This is a genomic window from Variovorax sp. AC103 (assembly GCF_979254005.1).
This window is the reverse complement of the sequence record NZ_CEEDFC010000021.1, coordinates 40039-57363: the sequence shown is the minus strand read 5'-3', so window position 1 is coordinate 57363 and position 17325 is coordinate 40039. Positions and strand designations below refer to the sequence as shown.

Annotated in this window: 14 protein-coding genes; 10 read left to right on the top strand and 4 right to left on the bottom strand. The window is 69.0% G+C overall.

The genetic code is table 11. The annotated features are described in order from the left end of the window. Window positions 1-172: 172 nt before the first annotated feature. From AC0IYU_RS25945 to AC0IYU_RS25900, 10 genes are all read left to right on the top strand, one after another. Entirely contained in the window at window positions 173-952 is a 780-nt protein-coding gene (locus AC0IYU_RS25945) for a TSUP family transporter (RefSeq protein ID WP_472122872.1), read from the top strand. A 178-nt stretch (window positions 953-1130) separates the two neighbouring features. Then, complete coding sequence (xdhA, locus tag AC0IYU_RS25940; RefSeq protein ID WP_435485495.1) at window positions 1131-2786, top strand: xanthine dehydrogenase small subunit; 1656 nt, start codon at window positions 1131-1133, stop codon at window positions 2784-2786. Window positions 2787-2788: 2 nt separating this feature from the next. Beyond that, on the top strand, window positions 2789-5248 hold the full coding sequence (gene xdhB / locus AC0IYU_RS25935) for a xanthine dehydrogenase molybdopterin binding subunit (RefSeq protein WP_472122869.1): 2460 nt from the start codon (window positions 2789-2791) through the stop codon (window positions 5246-5248). Between the two features lie 103 nt (window positions 5249-5351). After that, window positions 5352-6344: a LysR family transcriptional regulator gene (locus AC0IYU_RS25930; RefSeq protein ID WP_472122866.1), complete on the top strand. Its 993-nt coding sequence runs from the start codon at window positions 5352-5354 to the stop codon at window positions 6342-6344. A gap of 79 nt (window positions 6345-6423) precedes the next feature. Further along, on the top strand, window positions 6424-7824 hold the full coding sequence (locus tag AC0IYU_RS25925) for an NCS2 family permease (protein ID WP_435485498.1): 1401 nt from the start codon (window positions 6424-6426) through the stop codon (window positions 7822-7824). 144 nt (window positions 7825-7968) lie between these two features. After that, window positions 7969-9495 (top strand): ABC transporter ATP-binding protein, encoded by a 1527-nt coding sequence (locus AC0IYU_RS25920; RefSeq protein WP_435439517.1) that lies wholly within the window; start codon window positions 7969-7971, stop codon window positions 9493-9495. Continuing rightward, window positions 9488-10633: an ABC transporter permease gene (locus tag AC0IYU_RS25915; protein WP_435485499.1), complete on the top strand. Its 1146-nt coding sequence runs from the start codon at window positions 9488-9490 to the stop codon at window positions 10631-10633. Before AC0IYU_RS25920 ends, AC0IYU_RS25915 begins: the two co-directional genes overlap by 8 nt. A gap of 1 nt (window position 10634) precedes the next feature. Continuing rightward, window positions 10635-11555: an ABC transporter permease gene (locus AC0IYU_RS25910; RefSeq protein ID WP_435485500.1), complete on the top strand. Its 921-nt coding sequence runs from the start codon at window positions 10635-10637 to the stop codon at window positions 11553-11555. Window positions 11556-11606: 51 nt separating this feature from the next. Further along, window positions 11607-12779 (top strand): BMP family ABC transporter substrate-binding protein, encoded by a 1173-nt coding sequence (locus AC0IYU_RS25905; RefSeq protein WP_472122863.1) that lies wholly within the window; start codon window positions 11607-11609, stop codon window positions 12777-12779. Window positions 12780-12990: 211 nt separating this feature from the next. Further along, complete coding sequence (locus AC0IYU_RS25900) at window positions 12991-13908, top strand: AraC family transcriptional regulator (protein WP_472122860.1); 918 nt, start codon at window positions 12991-12993, stop codon at window positions 13906-13908. Here the strand turns inward: AC0IYU_RS25900 and AC0IYU_RS25895 are convergent, their stop codons facing one another. From AC0IYU_RS25895 to AC0IYU_RS25880, 4 genes are read right to left on the bottom strand one after another with little or no spacing between them, the layout of a single operon-like run. Continuing rightward, on the bottom strand, window positions 13909-14739 hold the full coding sequence (locus AC0IYU_RS25895; RefSeq protein WP_472122857.1) for an aldolase/citrate lyase family protein: 831 nt from the start codon (window positions 14737-14739) through the stop codon (window positions 13909-13911). It lies immediately after the preceding gene. Window positions 14740-14744: 5 nt separating this feature from the next. Further along, entirely contained in the window at window positions 14745-15557 is an 813-nt protein-coding gene (gene hpaH, locus AC0IYU_RS25890) for a 2-oxo-hept-4-ene-1,7-dioate hydratase (RefSeq protein ID WP_472122855.1), read from the bottom strand. Then, window positions 15554-16435 (bottom strand): fumarylacetoacetate hydrolase family protein, encoded by an 882-nt coding sequence (locus AC0IYU_RS25885; RefSeq protein WP_472122851.1) that lies wholly within the window; start codon window positions 16433-16435, stop codon window positions 15554-15556. Before AC0IYU_RS25885 ends, hpaH begins: the two co-directional genes overlap by 4 nt. Then, window positions 16432-17322 carry an amidohydrolase family protein gene (locus AC0IYU_RS25880; protein ID WP_472122848.1) on the bottom strand — a complete coding sequence of 297 codons (891 nt, stop codon included), beginning with the start codon at window positions 17320-17322 and terminating at the stop codon, window positions 16432-16434. Before AC0IYU_RS25880 ends, AC0IYU_RS25885 begins: the two co-directional genes overlap by 4 nt. Window positions 17323-17325: the final 3 nt, after the last annotated feature.

The window sequence follows — 17325 nt, the reverse complement described above, 5'->3', positions numbered from 1 at the left end:
GCAGCCACGCGGTATCCACGCGGTATCCACGAGGTATTCTTGGGCGGCCGGCGCGCCGCGCCTTTTCGCTCTTCCGATCCCCCCGCATGTTCGTTTCGCACCCCTGTTTTCGTCTCTTTCCGGCCTTGCGCCGCCGTCCCGCGTTCCCCACCTCCCTCTGACGACGTTTCCGGTGCAAGCGATCCTTTCCCAGGCCGGCCCCGTGGCGGTCTTCATGGCCTGCGTGGCGCTGGCCACCTACGCGCAGAACCTGACCGGTTTTGCCTTCAGTCTCATCCTGCTCGGGCTGGTGTCGGTGTTCGGCGTCGCCAGCGTCAGCGACACCGCCAACGCCGCGACGGTGCTCAGCCTGGTCAACGCCTGGACCTATTTCCGCGCCCGGCCCGGCGTAGTGCCCTGGCAGCTGATGAAGCCGGCGCTCAACGGCAGCACCGTGGGCGTGATCGTCGGCCTGGTGCTGCTCACCTGGCTCAGCGGCGGCGCGGTGGAATGGCTGCGGGGCTTGCTGGGCGTGTCGATCCTGGCCTGCGCGGCGCTGCTGGTGCTGCAGGGGCGGCCGTTGGCCGCGGTGTCGGGCCCCGCGAGCTTCGCCGTCATCGGCGGGTTGTCGGGCGTGCTGGGCGGCTTGTTCTCCAGCTCGGGGCCACCCATCGTCTTTCACATGTACCGCCAGCCGCTGGAGCGCGAACTCGTGCGCCGCGCGCTGCTGCTGATGTTCGGGTTCAACTCGCTGGTGCGGCTCGTGATCGTGGTGCCGACGGGGCATTTCTCGGCGCATTCGGCGCTGCTCGCCACGTGCGCGATGCCGGTCGTCTACGGCGCGACCCGGCTGCACCACCGGCTGCCGAACAAGTTGCGCCCGCGCACGCTGAAATGGCTGGTCGGCGGGTTGCTGGCGGCCGCGGGCACGACGCTGATCGCCACCGCCTGGGTTGCCATCGCGCACGCCTGACCGCCGCGCCCGCCGCCGGGCTTGGCCCGGGAATTGCAGCACCGCCCAAGGGTTTTTCCGTACGTGGCATACCGGCCCCCACATACGCTGTATGGGCGACCCCGTATGCACGACGCCGAACAAGCCGCTAACGTCCATGACTGACCCACGACGGGTCGCCCACGAGCCCCAAAAAAGCATGAGCACCGAGAGCAGCAGCCCCTCCCTTCCGCCGGTCCAGCCGATCCGCTTCTTCCATCGCGGAAAGATCGTCGACGTGTCCGGCGTCCACCCGACCCGTTCCGTGCTCGACTGGCTGCGCGACGACGCCCGCTGCACCGGCACCAAGGAAGGCTGCAACGAGGGCGACTGCGGCGCCTGCACCGTCGTCATCGGCGAGCTGGCCACCGACCCCGGCGCGCCGGGCGTGGTCGGCGGGCTGAACCTGCAGACGGTCAACGCCTGCATCCAGTTTCTTCCCACGCTGCACGGCAAGGCGCTGTTCACGGTCGAAGACCTCAAGGGCCAGTTCAAGGCCAGCGCCGCCGGCAAGACCGACAAGGCCACCGAAAACGCCGCCGACAAGAAGCACCACGCCGTCCACACGCTGCACCCGGTGCAACAGGCCATGGTCGACTGCCACGGTTCGCAATGCGGCTTCTGCACCCCCGGTTTCGTGATGTCGCTGTGGTCCACCTACGAGCACCACCAGGCCGAAGGCACCCAGCCCACGCGCCAGCAACTGGCCGACGACCTTTCGGGCAACCTGTGCCGCTGCACCGGCTACCGGCCCATCCTGGACGCCGGCCAGCGCATGTTCGACCTGCCTTCGGTGCGCCTCGACACGAAGCCCGTGGTCGCCGCGCTCGCCGCCCTGCAGAACGACGGCCTGGACTATGCCGCTCCCCTGGGCGCCCGCATCGACCACTTCCACGCCCCCAGGACCCTGGCCCAGCTCGCCGCGCTGCGCGAGCGCAAGCCCCGCGCCCAGCTGCTAGCCGGCTCCACCGACGTGGGCCTGTGGGTCAACAAGCAGTTCCGCGACCTGGGCGACATCATCTACGTGGGCGACGTGGCCGAAATGAAGACCATCGAAGACCGCGAGAACGACGCGGGCGGGGAGCTCTACATCGGGGCCGGCGCCTCGCTCGAATCGGCCTTCGCCACGCTGGTGGCGCGCGTGCCCAGCCTGGCCGACGTGTGGCTGCGCTTCGCCTCGCCGCCCATCCGCCATGCCGGCACCATGGGCGGCAACGTGGCCAACGGCTCGCCCATCGGCGATTCGCCGCCGGTGCTGATGTCGCTCGACGCGCAGATCGAACTGCGCCGCGGCGACGCGGTGCGCCGCATGCCGCTGAGCGAGTTCTACCTGGACTACATGAAGAACCAGCTGCAGCCGGGCGAGTTCGTCCAGGGGCTGGCGGTGCCGCATGCGGCGCTGAAGCGCCAGGTGCGCGCCTACAAGATCAGCAAGCGCTTCGACTGCGACATCTCGGCGCTGTGCGCGGGCTTCGCCATCGAGTTCGAAGCCGGCGGCGACACGGTCAAGGCCGTGCGACTGGCCTTCGGCGGCATGGCCGCCACCGTGCGGCGCGCGGCCAACGCCGAGGCCGCCATCCTCGGCAAGCCCTGGACGCAGGCCAGCGTGGCCACCGCCAAGCTGGCGCTGGCACAAGACTTCAAGCCGCTGTCGGACATGCGCGCCTCGGCCGACTACCGGCTGCTGGTGGCGCAGAACCTCATCCAGCGCCTGTGGCTGGAAACCCGCGCCGACGACGCACTGTCGCTGGAAGAAACCAGCGTCTGGAGCGTGATGCCCCATGCCCCGGCCAAAGCGGCTGCCGAAGGAGTCTGACCATGAACAAACCCATCGACGCCCGCCTGCTGCAGCCCGCCGAGGCCTTTGCCGACTACCTGAGCAACACCGCCGCGCGCATCGACGTGGGCGCCGAGGCGCTGGCGCACGATCGCGGCATGCGCGTGGGCATCAGCCGCCCGCATGAATCGGCGCACCTGCACGTGGCCGGCGAGGCCACCTACATCGACGACATTCCCGAGCTGGCCGGCACGCTGCACTGCGCGCTGGGGCTGTCGCCGGCCGCCGCCGGCCGCGTCACGGCCCTGTCGCTGGACGCCATCCGCGCCATGCCGGGCGTGGTCGCGGTGCTCACGGCCGACGACATTCCGGGCACCAACGACTGCGGCTCGATCATTCACGACGACCCGATCCTGCTGCCCGTGAACGACGGCGGCCAGATCCGCTACCTCGGCCAGCCGGTGTTCGCCGTGATCGCCGAGACGCGCGACGCCGCCCGCCGCGCCGCCGCGAAGGCGAAGGACGCGCTGACCATCGAGGCGCAGCCGCCCGTCATCACGCCGCAGGACGCCCATGCGCGCGGCCAGTACGTGGTGCCGCCGATGCACATCGTGCGCAGCGGCGGCGCCGCCAACGAGGGTGACGAGGCGGCCGTGCGCGCCGCCATCGCCCAGGCGCCGCACCGCCACACCGCCACGCTGGACGTGGGCGGGCAGGAGCAGTTCTACCTGGAGGGCCAGATCAGCTACGCCATTCCCAAGGAAGGCGGCGCGCTGCACATCCACTGCTCCACGCAGCACCCGAGCGAAATGCAGCACCTGGTGGCGCATGCGCTGCACCTGCAGTCGAACGAGGTGCATGTGGAATGCCGGCGCATGGGCGGCGGCTTCGGCGGCAAGGAGTCGCAGTCGGCCATCTTCGCGTGCGTGGCCGCCATCGCGGCCCGCCAGCTGCAGCGCCCCGTGAAGCTGCGGCTGGACCGCGACGACGACTTCATGGTCACCGGCCGGCGCCACTGCTTCTGGTACGAATACGACGTGGGCTACGACGACGAGGGCCGCATCCTGGGCGCGGAGATCACCATGGTCTCGCGCGCCGGCCACTCGGCCGACCTGTCGGGCCCGGTGATGACCCGCGCGCTGTGCCACTTCGACAATGCCTACTGGCTGCCCAACGTGGCCATGCACGGCTTCTCGGGCAAGACCAACACGCAGAGCAACACCGCGTTTCGCGGCTTCGGCGGCCCGCAGGGCGCCATTGCCATCGAGAACATCCTCGACTCGGTGGCGCGCGAATTGAAGCGCGACCCGCTCGACGTGCGGCGCGTCAACTTCTACGGCAAGACCGAGAACAACGTCACGCCCTACCGCCAGACCGTGACCGACAACATCGTCCACGAACTCGTGGCCGAGCTGGAGGCCACCAGCGACTACCGCGCGCGGCGCGAGGACATCGCGGCCTTCAACAGCAAGAGCACCGTGCTCAAGCGCGGCCTGGCGCTGGCGCCGCTGAAGTTCGGCATTTCGTTCAACGTGAAGCACTTCAACCAGGCCGGCGCGCTGGTGCACGTGTACACCGACGGCTCCATCCTGGTGAACCACGGCGGCACCGAGATGGGCCAGGGCCTCAACACCAAGGTGGCGCAGGTGGTGGCGCACGAACTGGGCGTGAGCTTCGAGCGCGTGCGCGTCACCGCCACCGACACCACCAAGGTGGCCAACACCTCGGCCACGGCGGCCTCGACCGGCGCCGACCTGAACGGCAAGGCCGCGCAGGACGCCGCCCGCCAGATCCGCGAGCGCCTGGCCGACTGCGCCGCCGAGCGCCACGGCGGCAAGGCGAGCGAGGTGCGCTTCGCGAACGACAAGGTCGAGGTCAACGGCCGCACGCTGGCCTTCAGCACCGTGGTGGGCGAGGCCTACCTGGACCGCAAGCAGCTGTGGTCCGACGGCTTCTACGCCACGCCGGGCCTGAGCTGGGACAAGGACAAGATGCAGGGCCGGCCGTTCTACTACTACGCCTACGGCGCGGCGGTGAGCGAGGTGATCGTGGACACGCTCACCGGCGAATGGAAGCTGCTGCGCGCCGACATCCTGCACGACGCGGGCAAGTCGCTGAACCCTGCCGTGGACATCGGCCAGGTGGAAGGCGCCTTCATCCAGGGCATGGGCTGGCTCACCACCGAAGAGCTGGTGTGGCACCCGCAAAGCGGCAAGCTCACCACGCACGCGCCCAGCACCTACAAGATTCCGACGGCCAACGACTGCCCGCCGGTGTTCAACGTGCGCCTGTTCGAGGGCCAGAACTTCGAAGACTCCATCCACCGCAGCAAAGCCGTGGGCGAGCCGCCGCTCTTGCTGCCGTTCTCGGTGTTCTTCGCGATCCGCGACGCGGTGTCCGCGGCCGGCGACCACAAGGTCGATCCGCCGCTGAAGGCGCCGGCCACGAGCGAGTCGATCCTGCGCGCCATCACGGCGGTGCAGGGCGCAACGGCCGAATGACAGCGGGCCGTGCTCGCACGGTCCGAGCTTCCTTTTCACACCCGGTCTTGCCCAATGTCGCGCTGTATAACTGTTCGCACAGACAAGAAAGGTGTGAACAGCCATGAGAGACCAAGCGCTTTTCGACAAGATCGACCTGCACCTCATACGGGTGTTGCACACCGTGCTGACCGACCGCAGCGTCTCGCGCGCCGCCATTCGCCTGGGGATGTACCAGCCGGCCGTCTCGGCCGCGCTCAAGCGCCTGCGCGAGCTGTCAGGCGACCCGCTGCTGGTGCGCTCAGGCTCGGGCATGGTGCCCACCGACGCGGGGCTGCGCATGGTCGAGCCCGCCGCGAGCATTCTTCGCGCGGCCGAGATGCTGTTCTCCGACGCACGCGGCTTCGATCCGCAGTCGGCGGCCACCACCTTCCGCATCGCGGCCAGCGACTACATGGACCCGCTGTTCCTGCCCATGCTGGTGGCGCAGGTCAAGCGCGACGCGCCGCTGTGCCAGATCGAGATCCACGCGCTCTCGCCCGACTCCGACTACCACGGGCACCTGGCGCTCGGCCAGGTCGACCTGGTGATCGGCAACTGGCTCAAGCCGCCGGAAGACCTGCACATGGCGCAGCTCTTCGGCGACGACGTGGTGTCGCTGGTCAACAAGGACCATCCGGCGGTGCGCCGCGGCTGGGACCTGGAGACCTGGCTGGCGGCCGAGCACATCGCGCCCACGCCCATGCACCCGGGCGGGCGCGGCATCATCGACCAGATGCTCGACGAGCTGGGGCGGCAGCGCAACATCACGGCGCGCTGCGCGCACTTCGGCCTCATTCCGGACATGGTGGCCTCCAGCCTGCTGGTGCTGACCACCGGGCGCCAGTACTGCGAGCGCTTCGCCGCGCGGCTGCCGCTGAAGATCCTCGACTGCCCGGTGGGGCTGCCGCGCCTCATGTACTACCAGCTCTGGCACGAACGCACCCATTCGTCGAGCTCCGCGCGCTGGCTGCGCGAATGCATCAAGGACGTGGCGGCGTCGCTGCGTCCGCCGGTGTCGGCGCTGCCCGTGGCACCCGGCCGCCCGCCTGCCGACCCTGAGACTTCCGATCCCTGAGAGATCCCCGCTTGCGCCGGCGTCGTGAGCGGGGGCAACGATGAAGCAACCGCCACTACAACAGCTGGAGACAAGCGAAATGAGTACGTTGGAACAGGCGCCCAAAGGCGCCGAGCCCCGCATCCCGGGGCATGTCGAGTCCGCACGTCCGCGTGCGGCTGTGGGCGGCGCAAGCGGCTCGGGCCTGCTGGAGCGTGTGTTCAAGCTCAGCGAGCACAACACCACCGTGCGCATCGAGCTGGTGGCGGGCCTGACCACCTTCCTCACGATGGCCTACATCATCTTCGTGAACCCGAGCATCCTCGGCGACGCGGGCATGCCCAAGGGCGCAGTGTTCGTGGCCACCTGCATCATCGCGGCGCTGGGCACGCTGATCATGGGGCTGTACGCCAACTACCCGATCGCCATGGCGCCGGGCATGGGGCTGAACGCCTACTTCTCCTACGTGGTGGTGCTGGGCATGGGCTACACGTGGCAGGTGGCGCTAGGCGCGGTGTTCATCTCGGGCTGCCTGTTCCTGGTGGTCACGGTCACGGGGCTGCGCAAGCTGATCATCGACGGCATACCGCATTCGCTGCGAACGGCGATCACCGTGGGCATCGGCATGTTCCTGGCGCTGGTGGCGCTCAAGAGCGCGGGCGTGGTGGCGGCCTCGCCGGCCACCTTCGTCACGCTGGGCGACCTGCACACGCCGCCGGTCATCCTGGCCACGCTGGGCTTCTTCGTCATCGTCGTCCTCGACCGGCTCAAGGTGCGCGGCGCCATCCTCATCGGCATCCTGGCGGTGACGGTGCTGTCGTTCTTCGTGGCCGACAACAAGTTCCATGGCGTGTTCGCGGCGCCGCCGTCGGTGGCGCCCACCTTCATGCAGCTGGACGTGATGGGCGCGCTCAAGGGCGGCATCCTGAACGTGGTGCTGGTGTTCTTCCTGGTCGAGATGTTCGACGCCACCGGCACGCTGATGGGCGTGGCCAAGCGCGCGGGCCTGCTGGTGCCCGGCAAGATGGAGCGCATGAACAAGGCGCTGCTGGCCGACAGCGGCGCGATCTTCGCGGGCTCGCTGCTCGGCACCTCGAGCACCACGGCCTATGTGGAGAGCGCGGCCGGCGTGCAGGCGGGCGGGCGCACCGGCCTCACGGCGGTGGTGGTGGCGCTGCTGTTCCTGGCCTGCCTGATGATCTCGCCGCTGGCGGGCTCGGTGCCGGCGTACGCCACGGCACCGGCGCTGTTCTTCGTGGGCTGCCTGATGCTGCGCGACCTGGTCGAACTCGACTGGGACGACACCACCGAGGTGATCCCGGCCGCGCTCACCGCGCTGGCCATGCCGTTCACCTACTCGATTGCCACGGGGCTGGCCTTCGGCTTCATCTCGTACGCGGTGCTCAAGCTGTTCACCGGACGGGCACGGGAAGTGCATGTGTCGGTGTGGATCATCGCGGCGGTGTTCCTGTTCAAGTTCGCCTACGTCGGCGCCCACTGAGGCGCTCGTCACCGTGGCCGCCCCTGGGGCCACGGCCGGGGAAAACCGGGAAAGCCGGGGTGAGCGGGCGACGGTCACGCTATTAAACTTATAGCTGTACACCGCCTTGTCGATGTTGAACGAGACAACCCACGAAGAACCGGCATGACAACCCCCAGACTCCAGCTCGCGCACATCACCAAGCGGTATCCCGCGGTGGTGGCCAACAGCGACATCTCCCTGGCCGTGCAGCCCGGCGAAATCCACGCCGTGCTCGGCGAGAACGGGGCCGGCAAGTCGACCCTGATGAAGATCATCTACGGGTCGGTCAAGCCCGACGAAGGCACCGTCACCTTCGACGGGCAGGCCGTCAACCTGCGCAACCCGCAGCAGGCGAGGGCGCTGGGCATCAGCATGGTGTTCCAGCACTTCAGCCTGTTCGACACGCTCACCGTGGCCGAGAACGTGTGGCTGGGCCTGGACAAGTCGCTGCAGCTGGCCGAGGTGGCGCGCAGCATCACCGCCAAGGCCAGCGAGTACGGCCTGGACATCGACCCGGCGCGCCCGGTGCACACGCTGTCGGTGGGCGAGATGCAGCGCGTGGAGATCATTCGCGCCCTGCTCACCAACCCCAAGCTGCTGATCCTGGACGAACCGACCTCGGTGCTGACGCCGCAGGCCGTCGTCAAGCTGTTCAACGTGCTGAAGAAGCTGTCGTCCGAGGGCTGCAGCATCCTCTACATCAGCCACAAGCTGCACGAGATCCAGGAGCTGTGCAGCGCCTGCACCGTGCTGCGCGGCGGCAAGGTCACAGGCGTGTGCAACCCGCAGAACGAAAGCACCCAGTCGCTGTCGCGGCTGATGATCGGCAGCGAGCCGCCGCCGCTGCAGCACCGGCCGGTGCACGCGGGTGCGGTGGCCCTGCGCGTGAAGGCACTCACGCTGGCGCGCGAAGACCAGTTCGGCGTGGACCTCGACGGCATTTCGTTCGACGTGCGCGCGGGCGAAATCGTCGGCATTGCCGGTGTCTCGGGCAACGGCCAGCGGGAGCTGCTGTACACGCTGTCGGGCGAGGACGTGCGCGCCGAGGCGTCGATGGTCCAGGTGTTCGACAAGCCGGCCGGCCGGCTGCGCCCGCGCTCGCGTCGCGCGCTGGGCCTGCACTTCGTGCCCGAGGAGCGGCTGGGCCGGGGGGCCGTGCCCACGCTGGGGCTCGCGCACAACCTGCTGCTCACGCGCAGCGACGCGGTGGGCCGGGGCGGGTGGATCCGCACCGGCGCGCTGGAGCGCCAGGCCCGGGGCATCATCGAGCGCTTCAAGGTGAAGGCGGGCGGACCCCGCGCCGCGGCGCGTTCGCTCTCGGGCGGCAACCTGCAGAAATTCATCGTCGGCCGCGAGATCGACGCCAACCCCAAGCTCTTCATCGTCTCGCAGCCGACCTGGGGCGTGGACGTGGGCGCCGCGGCGCTCATCCATGCCGAGATCCTGGCGTTGCGCGACGCCGGCTGCGCCGTGCTGGTCATCAGCGAAGAGCTCGACGAGCTGTTCAACATCTGCGACCGCCTGCACGTGATCGCCAAGGGCCGGCTGTCGCCGTCCATCGACCGCGCCGCGGCCACATTGCCGCAGATCGGCGAATGGATGAGCGGCCTGTGGGACACCACCGCCGCCAAGGAAGCTGCCCATGTTTAAGCTCGAACCCCGCCCGGAGCTCTCGCGCTTCTGGAGCTATGCCTCGCCGATCCTGGCGCTGCTGATCACCGTGCTCATCGGCGTGGCGCTGTTCGCCGCGCTCGGCAAGGACCCGGTGAAGGGCCTGCTGGTGTTCTTCTACGAGCCCATCAAGAACGGCTATGCCATCGGCGAGCTGATGGTCAAGGCCACGCCGCTGCTCATCATCGCGCTGGGGCTGGCCGTGTGCTTCCGCTCGAACGTGTGGAACATCGGCGCCGAAGGGCAGTTTGTGTTCGGCGCCATCGCGGCGGGCGGCGTGGCGTTGCTGGCCGACAAGACCACGGGGCAGTGGATCGTGGTGGTCATCCTGCTGGCCGGCACGCTGGGCGGCATGGTGTGGGCGGGCATCGTGGCGTTCCTGCGCGACAAGTGCAACGCCAACGAAATCCTGGTGAGCCTGATGCTGGTCTACGTGGCCACGCTGCTGCTGGGCTACATGGTCTTCGGGCCGTGGAAAGACCCGAACGGCTACAACTTTCCGCAGTCCAAGACCTTCGAGGCGGTCACGCAGATTCCGCGGCTCTTCAAGGGCTCGCGCGTGACCATCGGGCTGGTGATCGCGCTGGTCGGCGCGGGCGCGCTGTGGGTGTTCCTGTTCCGCACGCGGGCGGGCTTCGCGCAGCAGGTTGGCGGCCTTGCGCCGGCGGCCTCGCGCTATGCGGGTTTCTCGGCGCGGCGCGCGGTCTGGATCGCACTGCTGACCTCGGGCGGCGCGGCCGGCCTGGCCGGTGCGCTCGAAGTGGCCGGCCCGCTGGGCCAGCTCACGCCGTACGTGCCCGCGGGCTACGGCTTCGCGGCCATCATCGTGGCGTTCGTGGGGCGGCTGCACCCGGTGGGCATGATCTTCTCGGCCATCCTGATGAGCATGTTCTACATCGGCGGCGAACTCGCGCAGTCGCGCCTGGGCCTGCCCAAGTCGCTCACCGGCGTGTTCCAGGGCCTGCTGCTGTTCACGCTGCTGGCCTGCGACACCTTCATTGCCTACCGCATCCGGCGCAAGGCCTCGGCCAAGGCCGCCACGCTGACGACAAGCTCGCTGCAGGCCAGCACACCGCTGACGGCGCCGATCGCAGGCGCCACCGAAGGGAGCCATTGACATGGACAGCTACGCACTTCTGCTGGGTTCCACGCTGAGCGCAGGCACCGTGCTCGCCATCGCGGCGCTGGGCCTGCTCATCAACGAAAAGGCCGGCATCGTCAACCTCGGCGCCGAGGGCCTGATGCTGTGCGCCGCCATCGCCGGCTTCGCCACAGTGGTCACCACGCACAACCCCTGGCTCGGCTTCCTGGCCGGCATGGCCGCGGGCGCCTTGCTGGCGGCCTTCTTCGGCGTGCTGGTGATCTGGCTCAACACCAACCAGTACGCCACCGGGCTCGCGCTGAGCCTGTTCGGCGTGGGTTTCTCTGCCTTTGCCGGCATCAACTTCGTGCAGGCCAAGCTGCCGGAAAGCGTGTCGTACGCCATTCCCGTGCTGGGCGACATTCCGCTCCTCGGCCCGGCGCTGTTCCGCCACCACCCGATGGTGTACTTCGCGGTGGTGCTGACCTTTGCGCTGATCTGGTTCCTGTACCGCACGCGCGCCGGCCTCGTGCTGCGCTCGGTCGGTGAATCGCCCGAGTCGGCGCACGCGCTGGGCTACCCCGTGCGGCGCATCCGCTTCATGGCGGTGATTGCGGGCGGCGCGCTGTGCGGGCTGGCGGGCGCCTACCTGTCGACCGTGTACACCCCGCTGTGGGTCGAAGGCATGGTGGCCGGGCGCGGCTGGATCGCGCTGGCGCTCACCACCTTTGCCACCTGGCGCCCGATGCGCGTGCTGCTGGGCGCCTACCTGTTCGGCGGGGTGTCGATGCTGGGCTTTCACCTGCAGAGCAGCGGTGTCGACGTGCCGGCGCAGTTTCTCAGCATGCTGCAATACATCGCGCCCATCGTGGTGCTGGCGCTGATCTCGCGCAACCCGACTTTCATTCGCGTCAACATGCCGGCTTCCATCGGGAAACCGTTCTACCCCGGCTCATAATCGCGTTTTTCGTTTTCCCGCCAACCCGTCCTTTTCTGAGGATTTCCGACAATGAATGATCTGAACAAGCGCTCCCTGCTCAAGCTGGCTGCCCTCACGGCGGTTGCTTCGGCTGCCCTGATCGGCTGCGGCAAGAAAGAAGAAGCGGCAGCACCGGCAGCGGCCCCCGCGCCTGCACCGGCACCCGCCGCAGCCGCGCCGGCACCGGCGGCGCCACTGAACATCGCGTTCGCCTACATCGGCCCGGTCGGCGACGGCGGCTGGACCTTCGCGCACGACAACGCCCGCAAGGCGCTCGAGAAGGAATTCGGCGACAAGATCAAGACCACCTTCGTCGAAAGCGTGCCCGAAGGCGCCGACGCCGAGCGCGTGTTCCGCGACATGGTCGGCCAGGGCAACAAGCTCATCTTCGGCACCACCTTCGGCTACATGGAACCCATGCTCAAGGTTGCGGCCGACAGCAAGGACGTGAAATTCGAGCACGCCACCGGCTACAAGACCTCGGACAACATGCGCACCTACGACAGCCGCACGTACGAAGGCGCGTACATGGCCGGCGTCATCGCCGGTGCCATGACCAAGAGCAACACGCTGGGCGTGGTCGGCTCGGTGCCGATTCCCGAAGTGCTGCGCAACATCAACAGCTTCACGCTGGGCGCGCAATCGGTCAACCCGAAGATCACGACCAAGGTCGTGTGGGTGAACGAGTGGTTCAGCCCGCCCAAGGAAACCGAAGCCGCCACCGCCCTCATAAACGGCGGCGCCGACGTGCTGTTCCAGAACACCGACTCGCCGGCCGTGCTCAAGACCGCGCAGGAAAAAGGCAAGCGCGCCTTCGGCTGGGATTCGGACATGACCGCCTACGGTCCCAAGGCCCACCTGGCCTCGGCCACCATCAACTGGGCGCCGTACTACATCAAGGCCACCCAGGAAGCCCTGGACGGCAAGTGGACCACCGGCCAGGCGTGGTGGGGCGTGAAGGAAGGCGCCATCGACCTCGTGTCGATCGCCGAGGACGTGCCGGCCGAAACTAAGGCCAAGGTCGAGGAAGTGAAGAAGGGCCTGAAGGACGGCAGCTTCGTGATCTGGAAGGGCCCGATCCTGGGCCAGGACGGCAAGGAAGTGGTCGCCAAGGACGCCGTGGCCGACGACAAGTTCCTGTCGGGTGTCAACTTCTACGTCAAGGGCGTCGAAGGCAAGGTGCCAGGCGGCGACAAGAAGTAAGGCTCGCCCCCAGGCTTCGCGCACTTCGTGTCGCTTCTCCTTCCCCCTACCGGGGGCAACACCTGAGGCCCGGCGAAGCCGGTTCCTCGGTGTTTCACGAAAAAACCGTAACGCCATCAAGGCCGCCGCAAGGCGGCCTTTTTCATGGGCGAACGGGTGCCGATGCCCCGGTGTCATCACAGGGCAGGCGTGCGGGCATAACATCTGCCGCATGCCGCCCACCACCTGCCACGACACCCGCTTCGGCCAACGCCTGGCCAGGCAGTACGGGGTCGATGCGGTGCCCTCGCTGGTCACCACCTCGCGCTGGGGCTCGGAGCTCGGCATTGCGCGCATGCACTACGACCAGCCGCATCTGTTCGTGCTGCCCCCGTTGCCGAGCGAAGACGCCTTTCTGCTGCGCGTGGAAATCGCCTCGGGCGGCAGCCGGCGCATCTGCAAGGGCGGCACCACGCAGCAGCTCGGCCTGCAGCAGGAGGGCGCCTTTCACATCACCGACCTGTCGGAGTGCGCCTCGGCCTATGTGTGCAGCCCCTTCAGTTCCATGCTGTTCCACATGCCGCGCGCCACCATCGACGCCTTCGCGCAGGAGATGGACGTGCCGCGTGTCGGCGCGCTGCGTTGCGAGGCCGGCACCGTCGACACCGTGGTGGCCAGCCTCGGTCGCGCCATGCTGCCGGCGCTGATGCAGCCCGAGGCGGCGAGCACCTTGTTCGTCGACCACCTCACGCTGGCGCTGAAGGCCCACGTGCTGCATGCCTACGGCGGGGCAGCGGGCGCGGTGACTGCCGAGCCGCGCGGCCTCGCGCCGTGGCAGGAGCGCCGCGCCAAGGCGTTCCTGCTGGCGCACCTGGCCGGCGACGTTTCGCTGGCCGAGGTGGCGCGCGAGTGCGCGCTGTCGCGCAGCCATTTCAGCAAGGCTTTCAAGCAGAGCACCGGGCAGACGCCGCACGCATGGCTGGTGGCGCAGCGCGTCGCGGCGGCGCGCCGCCTGCTGGGCCAGGCCGACCTGCCGATCGCGGAGATCGCCGCCGCCTGCGGCTTTTCGGACCAGAGCCACCTGACGCGTGTGTTCTCGGCGCACGTGGGCACGTCGCCGGCGCGCTGGCGGCGGCTGAACACGGGCTGATCAGTAGGCGACCTGGCCGGCCTGGCCGGCCTGCGCGGACCGGTTCCGGTCCTGGAACCGCGCCGCCGCCGCTTCGGCGCCGCGCGCCAGTATCTGCAGGTCCATCGCCACCGCCACGAAGAGCGCGCCCAGGTCCAGGCATTCGCGTGCCCGCGCTTCGTCCAGCATCAGGATGCCGGGCGCCTTGCCCCTGGCGCGGATGCGGCGTATGGCGTCGTCGATGGCGCTGCGGACCTCGGGGTGCCCCGGGTCGCCCGGATGCCCCAGGCTCACCGAGAGGTCGGCCGGGCCGATGAAGACGCCGTCCACGCCGTCCACCGCCAGGATCTCGTCGAGATGGTCGAGCGCCTCGCGCGTTTCCACCTGCAGCAGCACGCAGAGTTCGTCTTGCGCGCTGCTCACGTAGTCGCGAATGCGCCCGAAGTTCGATGCCCGCATCGACCCACCCATGCCGCGCAGGCCTTGCGGGGCGTAGCGCGTGGCGCGCACCGCGGCCTGCGCCTCGGCCGCGTTCTGCACGAAGGGCAGCAGCAGGCTCTGCGCGCCGATGTCCAGGTAGCGCTTGATGAGCACCGTGTCGTTCCAGTCGGGCCGCACCACGGCCGACGTGCGCCGCGCCGTGTCGGCCGGCACCGCGGCGCCCACCGCCTGCAGCTGGTGCAGCATGTGCGGCACGTCGGTCGGCGTGTGCTCGGTGTCCAGCAGCACCCAGTCGAAACCGGCGCCCGCGACGATCTCGGACACATACGGGTCGGGCAGTGTCGACCACAGGCCGATCTGCGGCACGCCGGCGGCGAGCGCACGCTTGAAATGGTTGGGTGGCACCGGCATGGCGTTCACCCGAAATGGCACGACACGGTGCCGAAGCTGCCGTAGTCGGCCACCACCGTGTCGCCCTTGACGACCTCGATCGGCCGGATGAACGAGCCCGCCAGAATGACCTGCCCGGCCTGCAGCGTCACGCCGAAGCGGTGCAGCCGGTTGGCGAGCCACGCCACGCCGTAGCCCGGGTGGTTGAGCACGCCGGCGGCCAGGCCAGTCTCTTCGACCTCGCCGTTGCGGCTCACGATGGCGCCGATGCGCCGCATGTCCGCATCGACCAGCGCCGGCTTGAAGGGCCGGCCGCCCAGCACCAGCGCGGCGTTGGCCGCGTTGTCGGAGATGGTGTCGAACACGTTGCGCGTGCGTCCGGTTTCCGGGTCGATGCGCTGGATGCGCGCATCGAGGATCTCGAGCGCAGGCGTCACGTAGGCCGTGGCGTCGAGCACGTCGAACAGCGTGCAGTCGGGTCCCGACAGCGGCCGGGCCAGCACGAAGGCCAGCTCGGCCTCGATCTTCAGCTGCAGGAAGCGCTCGGTCGGAATCACCGCGCCGTCGCGGTGGAACATGTCGTCCAGCAGCGTGCCGTAGTCGGGTTCGGCGATGTTCACCGCGCGCTGCATCGCCTTGGACGTGAGGCCGATCTTGTGGCCCTTCACCGTGCGGCCGTTGCGCAGCTTGAGCTGCATCCAGGCATGCTGGATTGCGTAGGCGTCGTCGATGGTCATGTCCGGGTAGTCCAGCGAGAACTGGCGGCATGCCACGCGCGTGCGCTGCGCCTGCTCCAGCCGCTCGGCGGCCTGCGAGAGGGTGCTGGCGTCGAGACTCATGCGGTGGCCTCTTCAGCGCGCACCACGTTGCGCAGCACGCCCACGCCGTCCACCTCGACCTCGACCACGTCGCCCGGTTGCAGGAACCGCGGTGGTTCGAAGCGGATGCCCGCGCCGGTCGGCGTGCCCGTGGCGATGATGTCGCCGGGCTCCAGCGTGGTGAAGGTCGACAGGTAGCCGATGAGGTACGCAAAGTCGAACATCAGGTGCGCGGTGGTGTCGTCCTGGCGCGGCTCGCCGTTGACGCGCGTGCGCACGCGCAGATTGCCGTAGCCCTGTGCAAATTCGTCGGCCGTGACGATCCACGGCCCGATGGCGCCCGACGCATTGAAGTTCTTGCCCTGCGTCACGTTGAACTTGGCGTGGTGCACCCAGTCGCGGATCGTGCCTTCGTTCATGCAGGTGAGGCCGGCGATGCAGGCGAGCGCCTCGTCGCCCTTCACGCGGCGCGCGCGCCGGCCGATGACGATGGCGATCTCGCCTTCGTAGTCGAGCTGCGTCGATTCGAGCGGCTGCTGCAGCGGCTCTGCATGGCCCACGAACGATTCGGCCACGCGCATGAAGATGCTCGGGTACTTCGGCAGGTCGCTGCCGTCCTTGTACTCGGCGTTGCGGTGCGCGTAGTTCACGCCGATGCAGAACACGCGGCGCGGCCGCGCGATGGGCAACTCGAAGCGAACGTCGGCCAGCGCATGGTCTGACGCGGCGCCCTCGGCCGCTTGGCGGGCCTGGGCCAGCGCGGCCTCGCCGCCTTCCAGCAGCGCGGACAGCGAGGCGAAGGCGGGCAGGCGCCGCCCCAGGTCGACGACGCCGATGCCGTTGTCGGTGACGCAGCCCCAGTGCGAGGCTGCGCCGTGCAGGTAGCTGATGAGTTTCATGCGGTCTCGAATCCAAAGAAGCGGGCGGGGTTGTCGACAAGAATCTTCTGGCGCACGGCGGCGTCGGGCGCGAAGCGGTAGAGCAGCTCGAGCAGCGCGCCCTCGTTGGGCGGCTGCTTCACGGAGATGGGGTGCGGCCAGTCGCTGCCCCATACGCAGCGCTCGGGCGCGGCCGCGATCAGCCGCTGCGCCAGCGGCACCACGTCGTCCCACGGCGCGCCGGTCTTCGAGATTTTTTCGGACAGCGACAGCATCACCCAGAAGTTGCCGCGTTCGAACAGCGCGAGCATGCGCGCGAGGCTCGCGTCGGCGTCGCCGCGCGAGGGGTCGGCGCGGCCCATGTGGTCCAGCAGCACCGGCACGTCGAGCGACTCGAAGGCCGCGAGCTGTTCGGCGATGCCTTGGGGTTCGGGCTGCACCTTCACGTACCAGCCCAGTTCCTTGACCCGGGCGAAGGCGCGCGCCTGCTCGGCCGCGCTCAGGCTGATGCCCAAGCCGCCGCGGGTGAAGCGCGCGCCGCGCACGCCGGCGTCGTGCAGCTTGTGCAGGTAGGCGTCGTCGCGCTCGGTGAGCACGGCGGCGTTGGCGCACGCCATGTAGCGGCGCGGGCCGCCGCCGGCGTTCAGGCCTTCCAGCGCGTCGAGCACCACCGAGTGGTCGGCGCCGTAGGTGGTGGCCTGCACGATCACGCCGCGCTGGATGCCCAGCGTGGCATGGAGCTTCTGCGCGACCTGCCAGGTGGCGCTGGGCATTTCATAGGCGGCGTTGGGCCGCACCGGGTATTGCTCGCGCGGGCCGAACACGTGGAACTGACTGTCGCACGACAGCGGCGGCGGCAGTGGCGCGGGCGCGCGCGGATGGGGGTCGAAGGGGAGGTAGTCGGGCATGGT

Bases quoted from the DNA above. Each gene is read 5' to 3' on its own strand.
- xdhA (WP_435485495.1), top strand. From the start codon at position 1,131: ATGAGCACCGAGAGCAGCAGCCCCTCCCTTCCGCCGGTCCAGCCGATC.
- xdhB (WP_472122869.1), top strand. From the start codon at position 2,789: ATGAACAAACCCATCGACGCCCGCCTGCTGCAGCCCGCCGAGGCCTTT.
- AC0IYU_RS25930 (WP_472122866.1), top strand. From the start codon at position 5,352: ATGAGAGACCAAGCGCTTTTCGACAAGATCGACCTGCACCTCATACGG.
- AC0IYU_RS25925 (WP_435485498.1), top strand. From the start codon at position 6,424: ATGAGTACGTTGGAACAGGCGCCCAAAGGCGCCGAGCCCCGCATCCCG.
- AC0IYU_RS25920 (WP_435439517.1), top strand. From the start codon at position 7,969: ATGACAACCCCCAGACTCCAGCTCGCGCACATCACCAAGCGGTATCCC.
- AC0IYU_RS25915 (WP_435485499.1), top strand. From the start codon at position 9,488: ATGTTTAAGCTCGAACCCCGCCCGGAGCTCTCGCGCTTCTGGAGCTAT.
- AC0IYU_RS25910 (WP_435485500.1), top strand. From the start codon at position 10,635: ATGGACAGCTACGCACTTCTGCTGGGTTCCACGCTGAGCGCAGGCACC.
- AC0IYU_RS25905 (WP_472122863.1), top strand. From the start codon at position 11,607: ATGAATGATCTGAACAAGCGCTCCCTGCTCAAGCTGGCTGCCCTCACG.
- AC0IYU_RS25900 (WP_472122860.1), top strand. From the start codon at position 12,991: ATGCCGCCCACCACCTGCCACGACACCCGCTTCGGCCAACGCCTGGCC.
- AC0IYU_RS25895 (WP_472122857.1), bottom strand. From the start codon at position 14,739: ATGCCGGTGCCACCCAACCATTTCAAGCGTGCGCTCGCCGCCGGCGTG.
- hpaH (WP_472122855.1), bottom strand. From the start codon at position 15,557: ATGAGTCTCGACGCCAGCACCCTCTCGCAGGCCGCCGAGCGGCTGGAG.
- AC0IYU_RS25885 (WP_472122851.1), bottom strand. From the start codon at position 16,435: ATGAAACTCATCAGCTACCTGCACGGCGCAGCCTCGCACTGGGGCTGC.
- AC0IYU_RS25880 (WP_472122848.1), bottom strand. From the start codon at position 17,322: ATGCCCGACTACCTCCCCTTCGACCCCCATCCGCGCGCGCCCGCGCCA.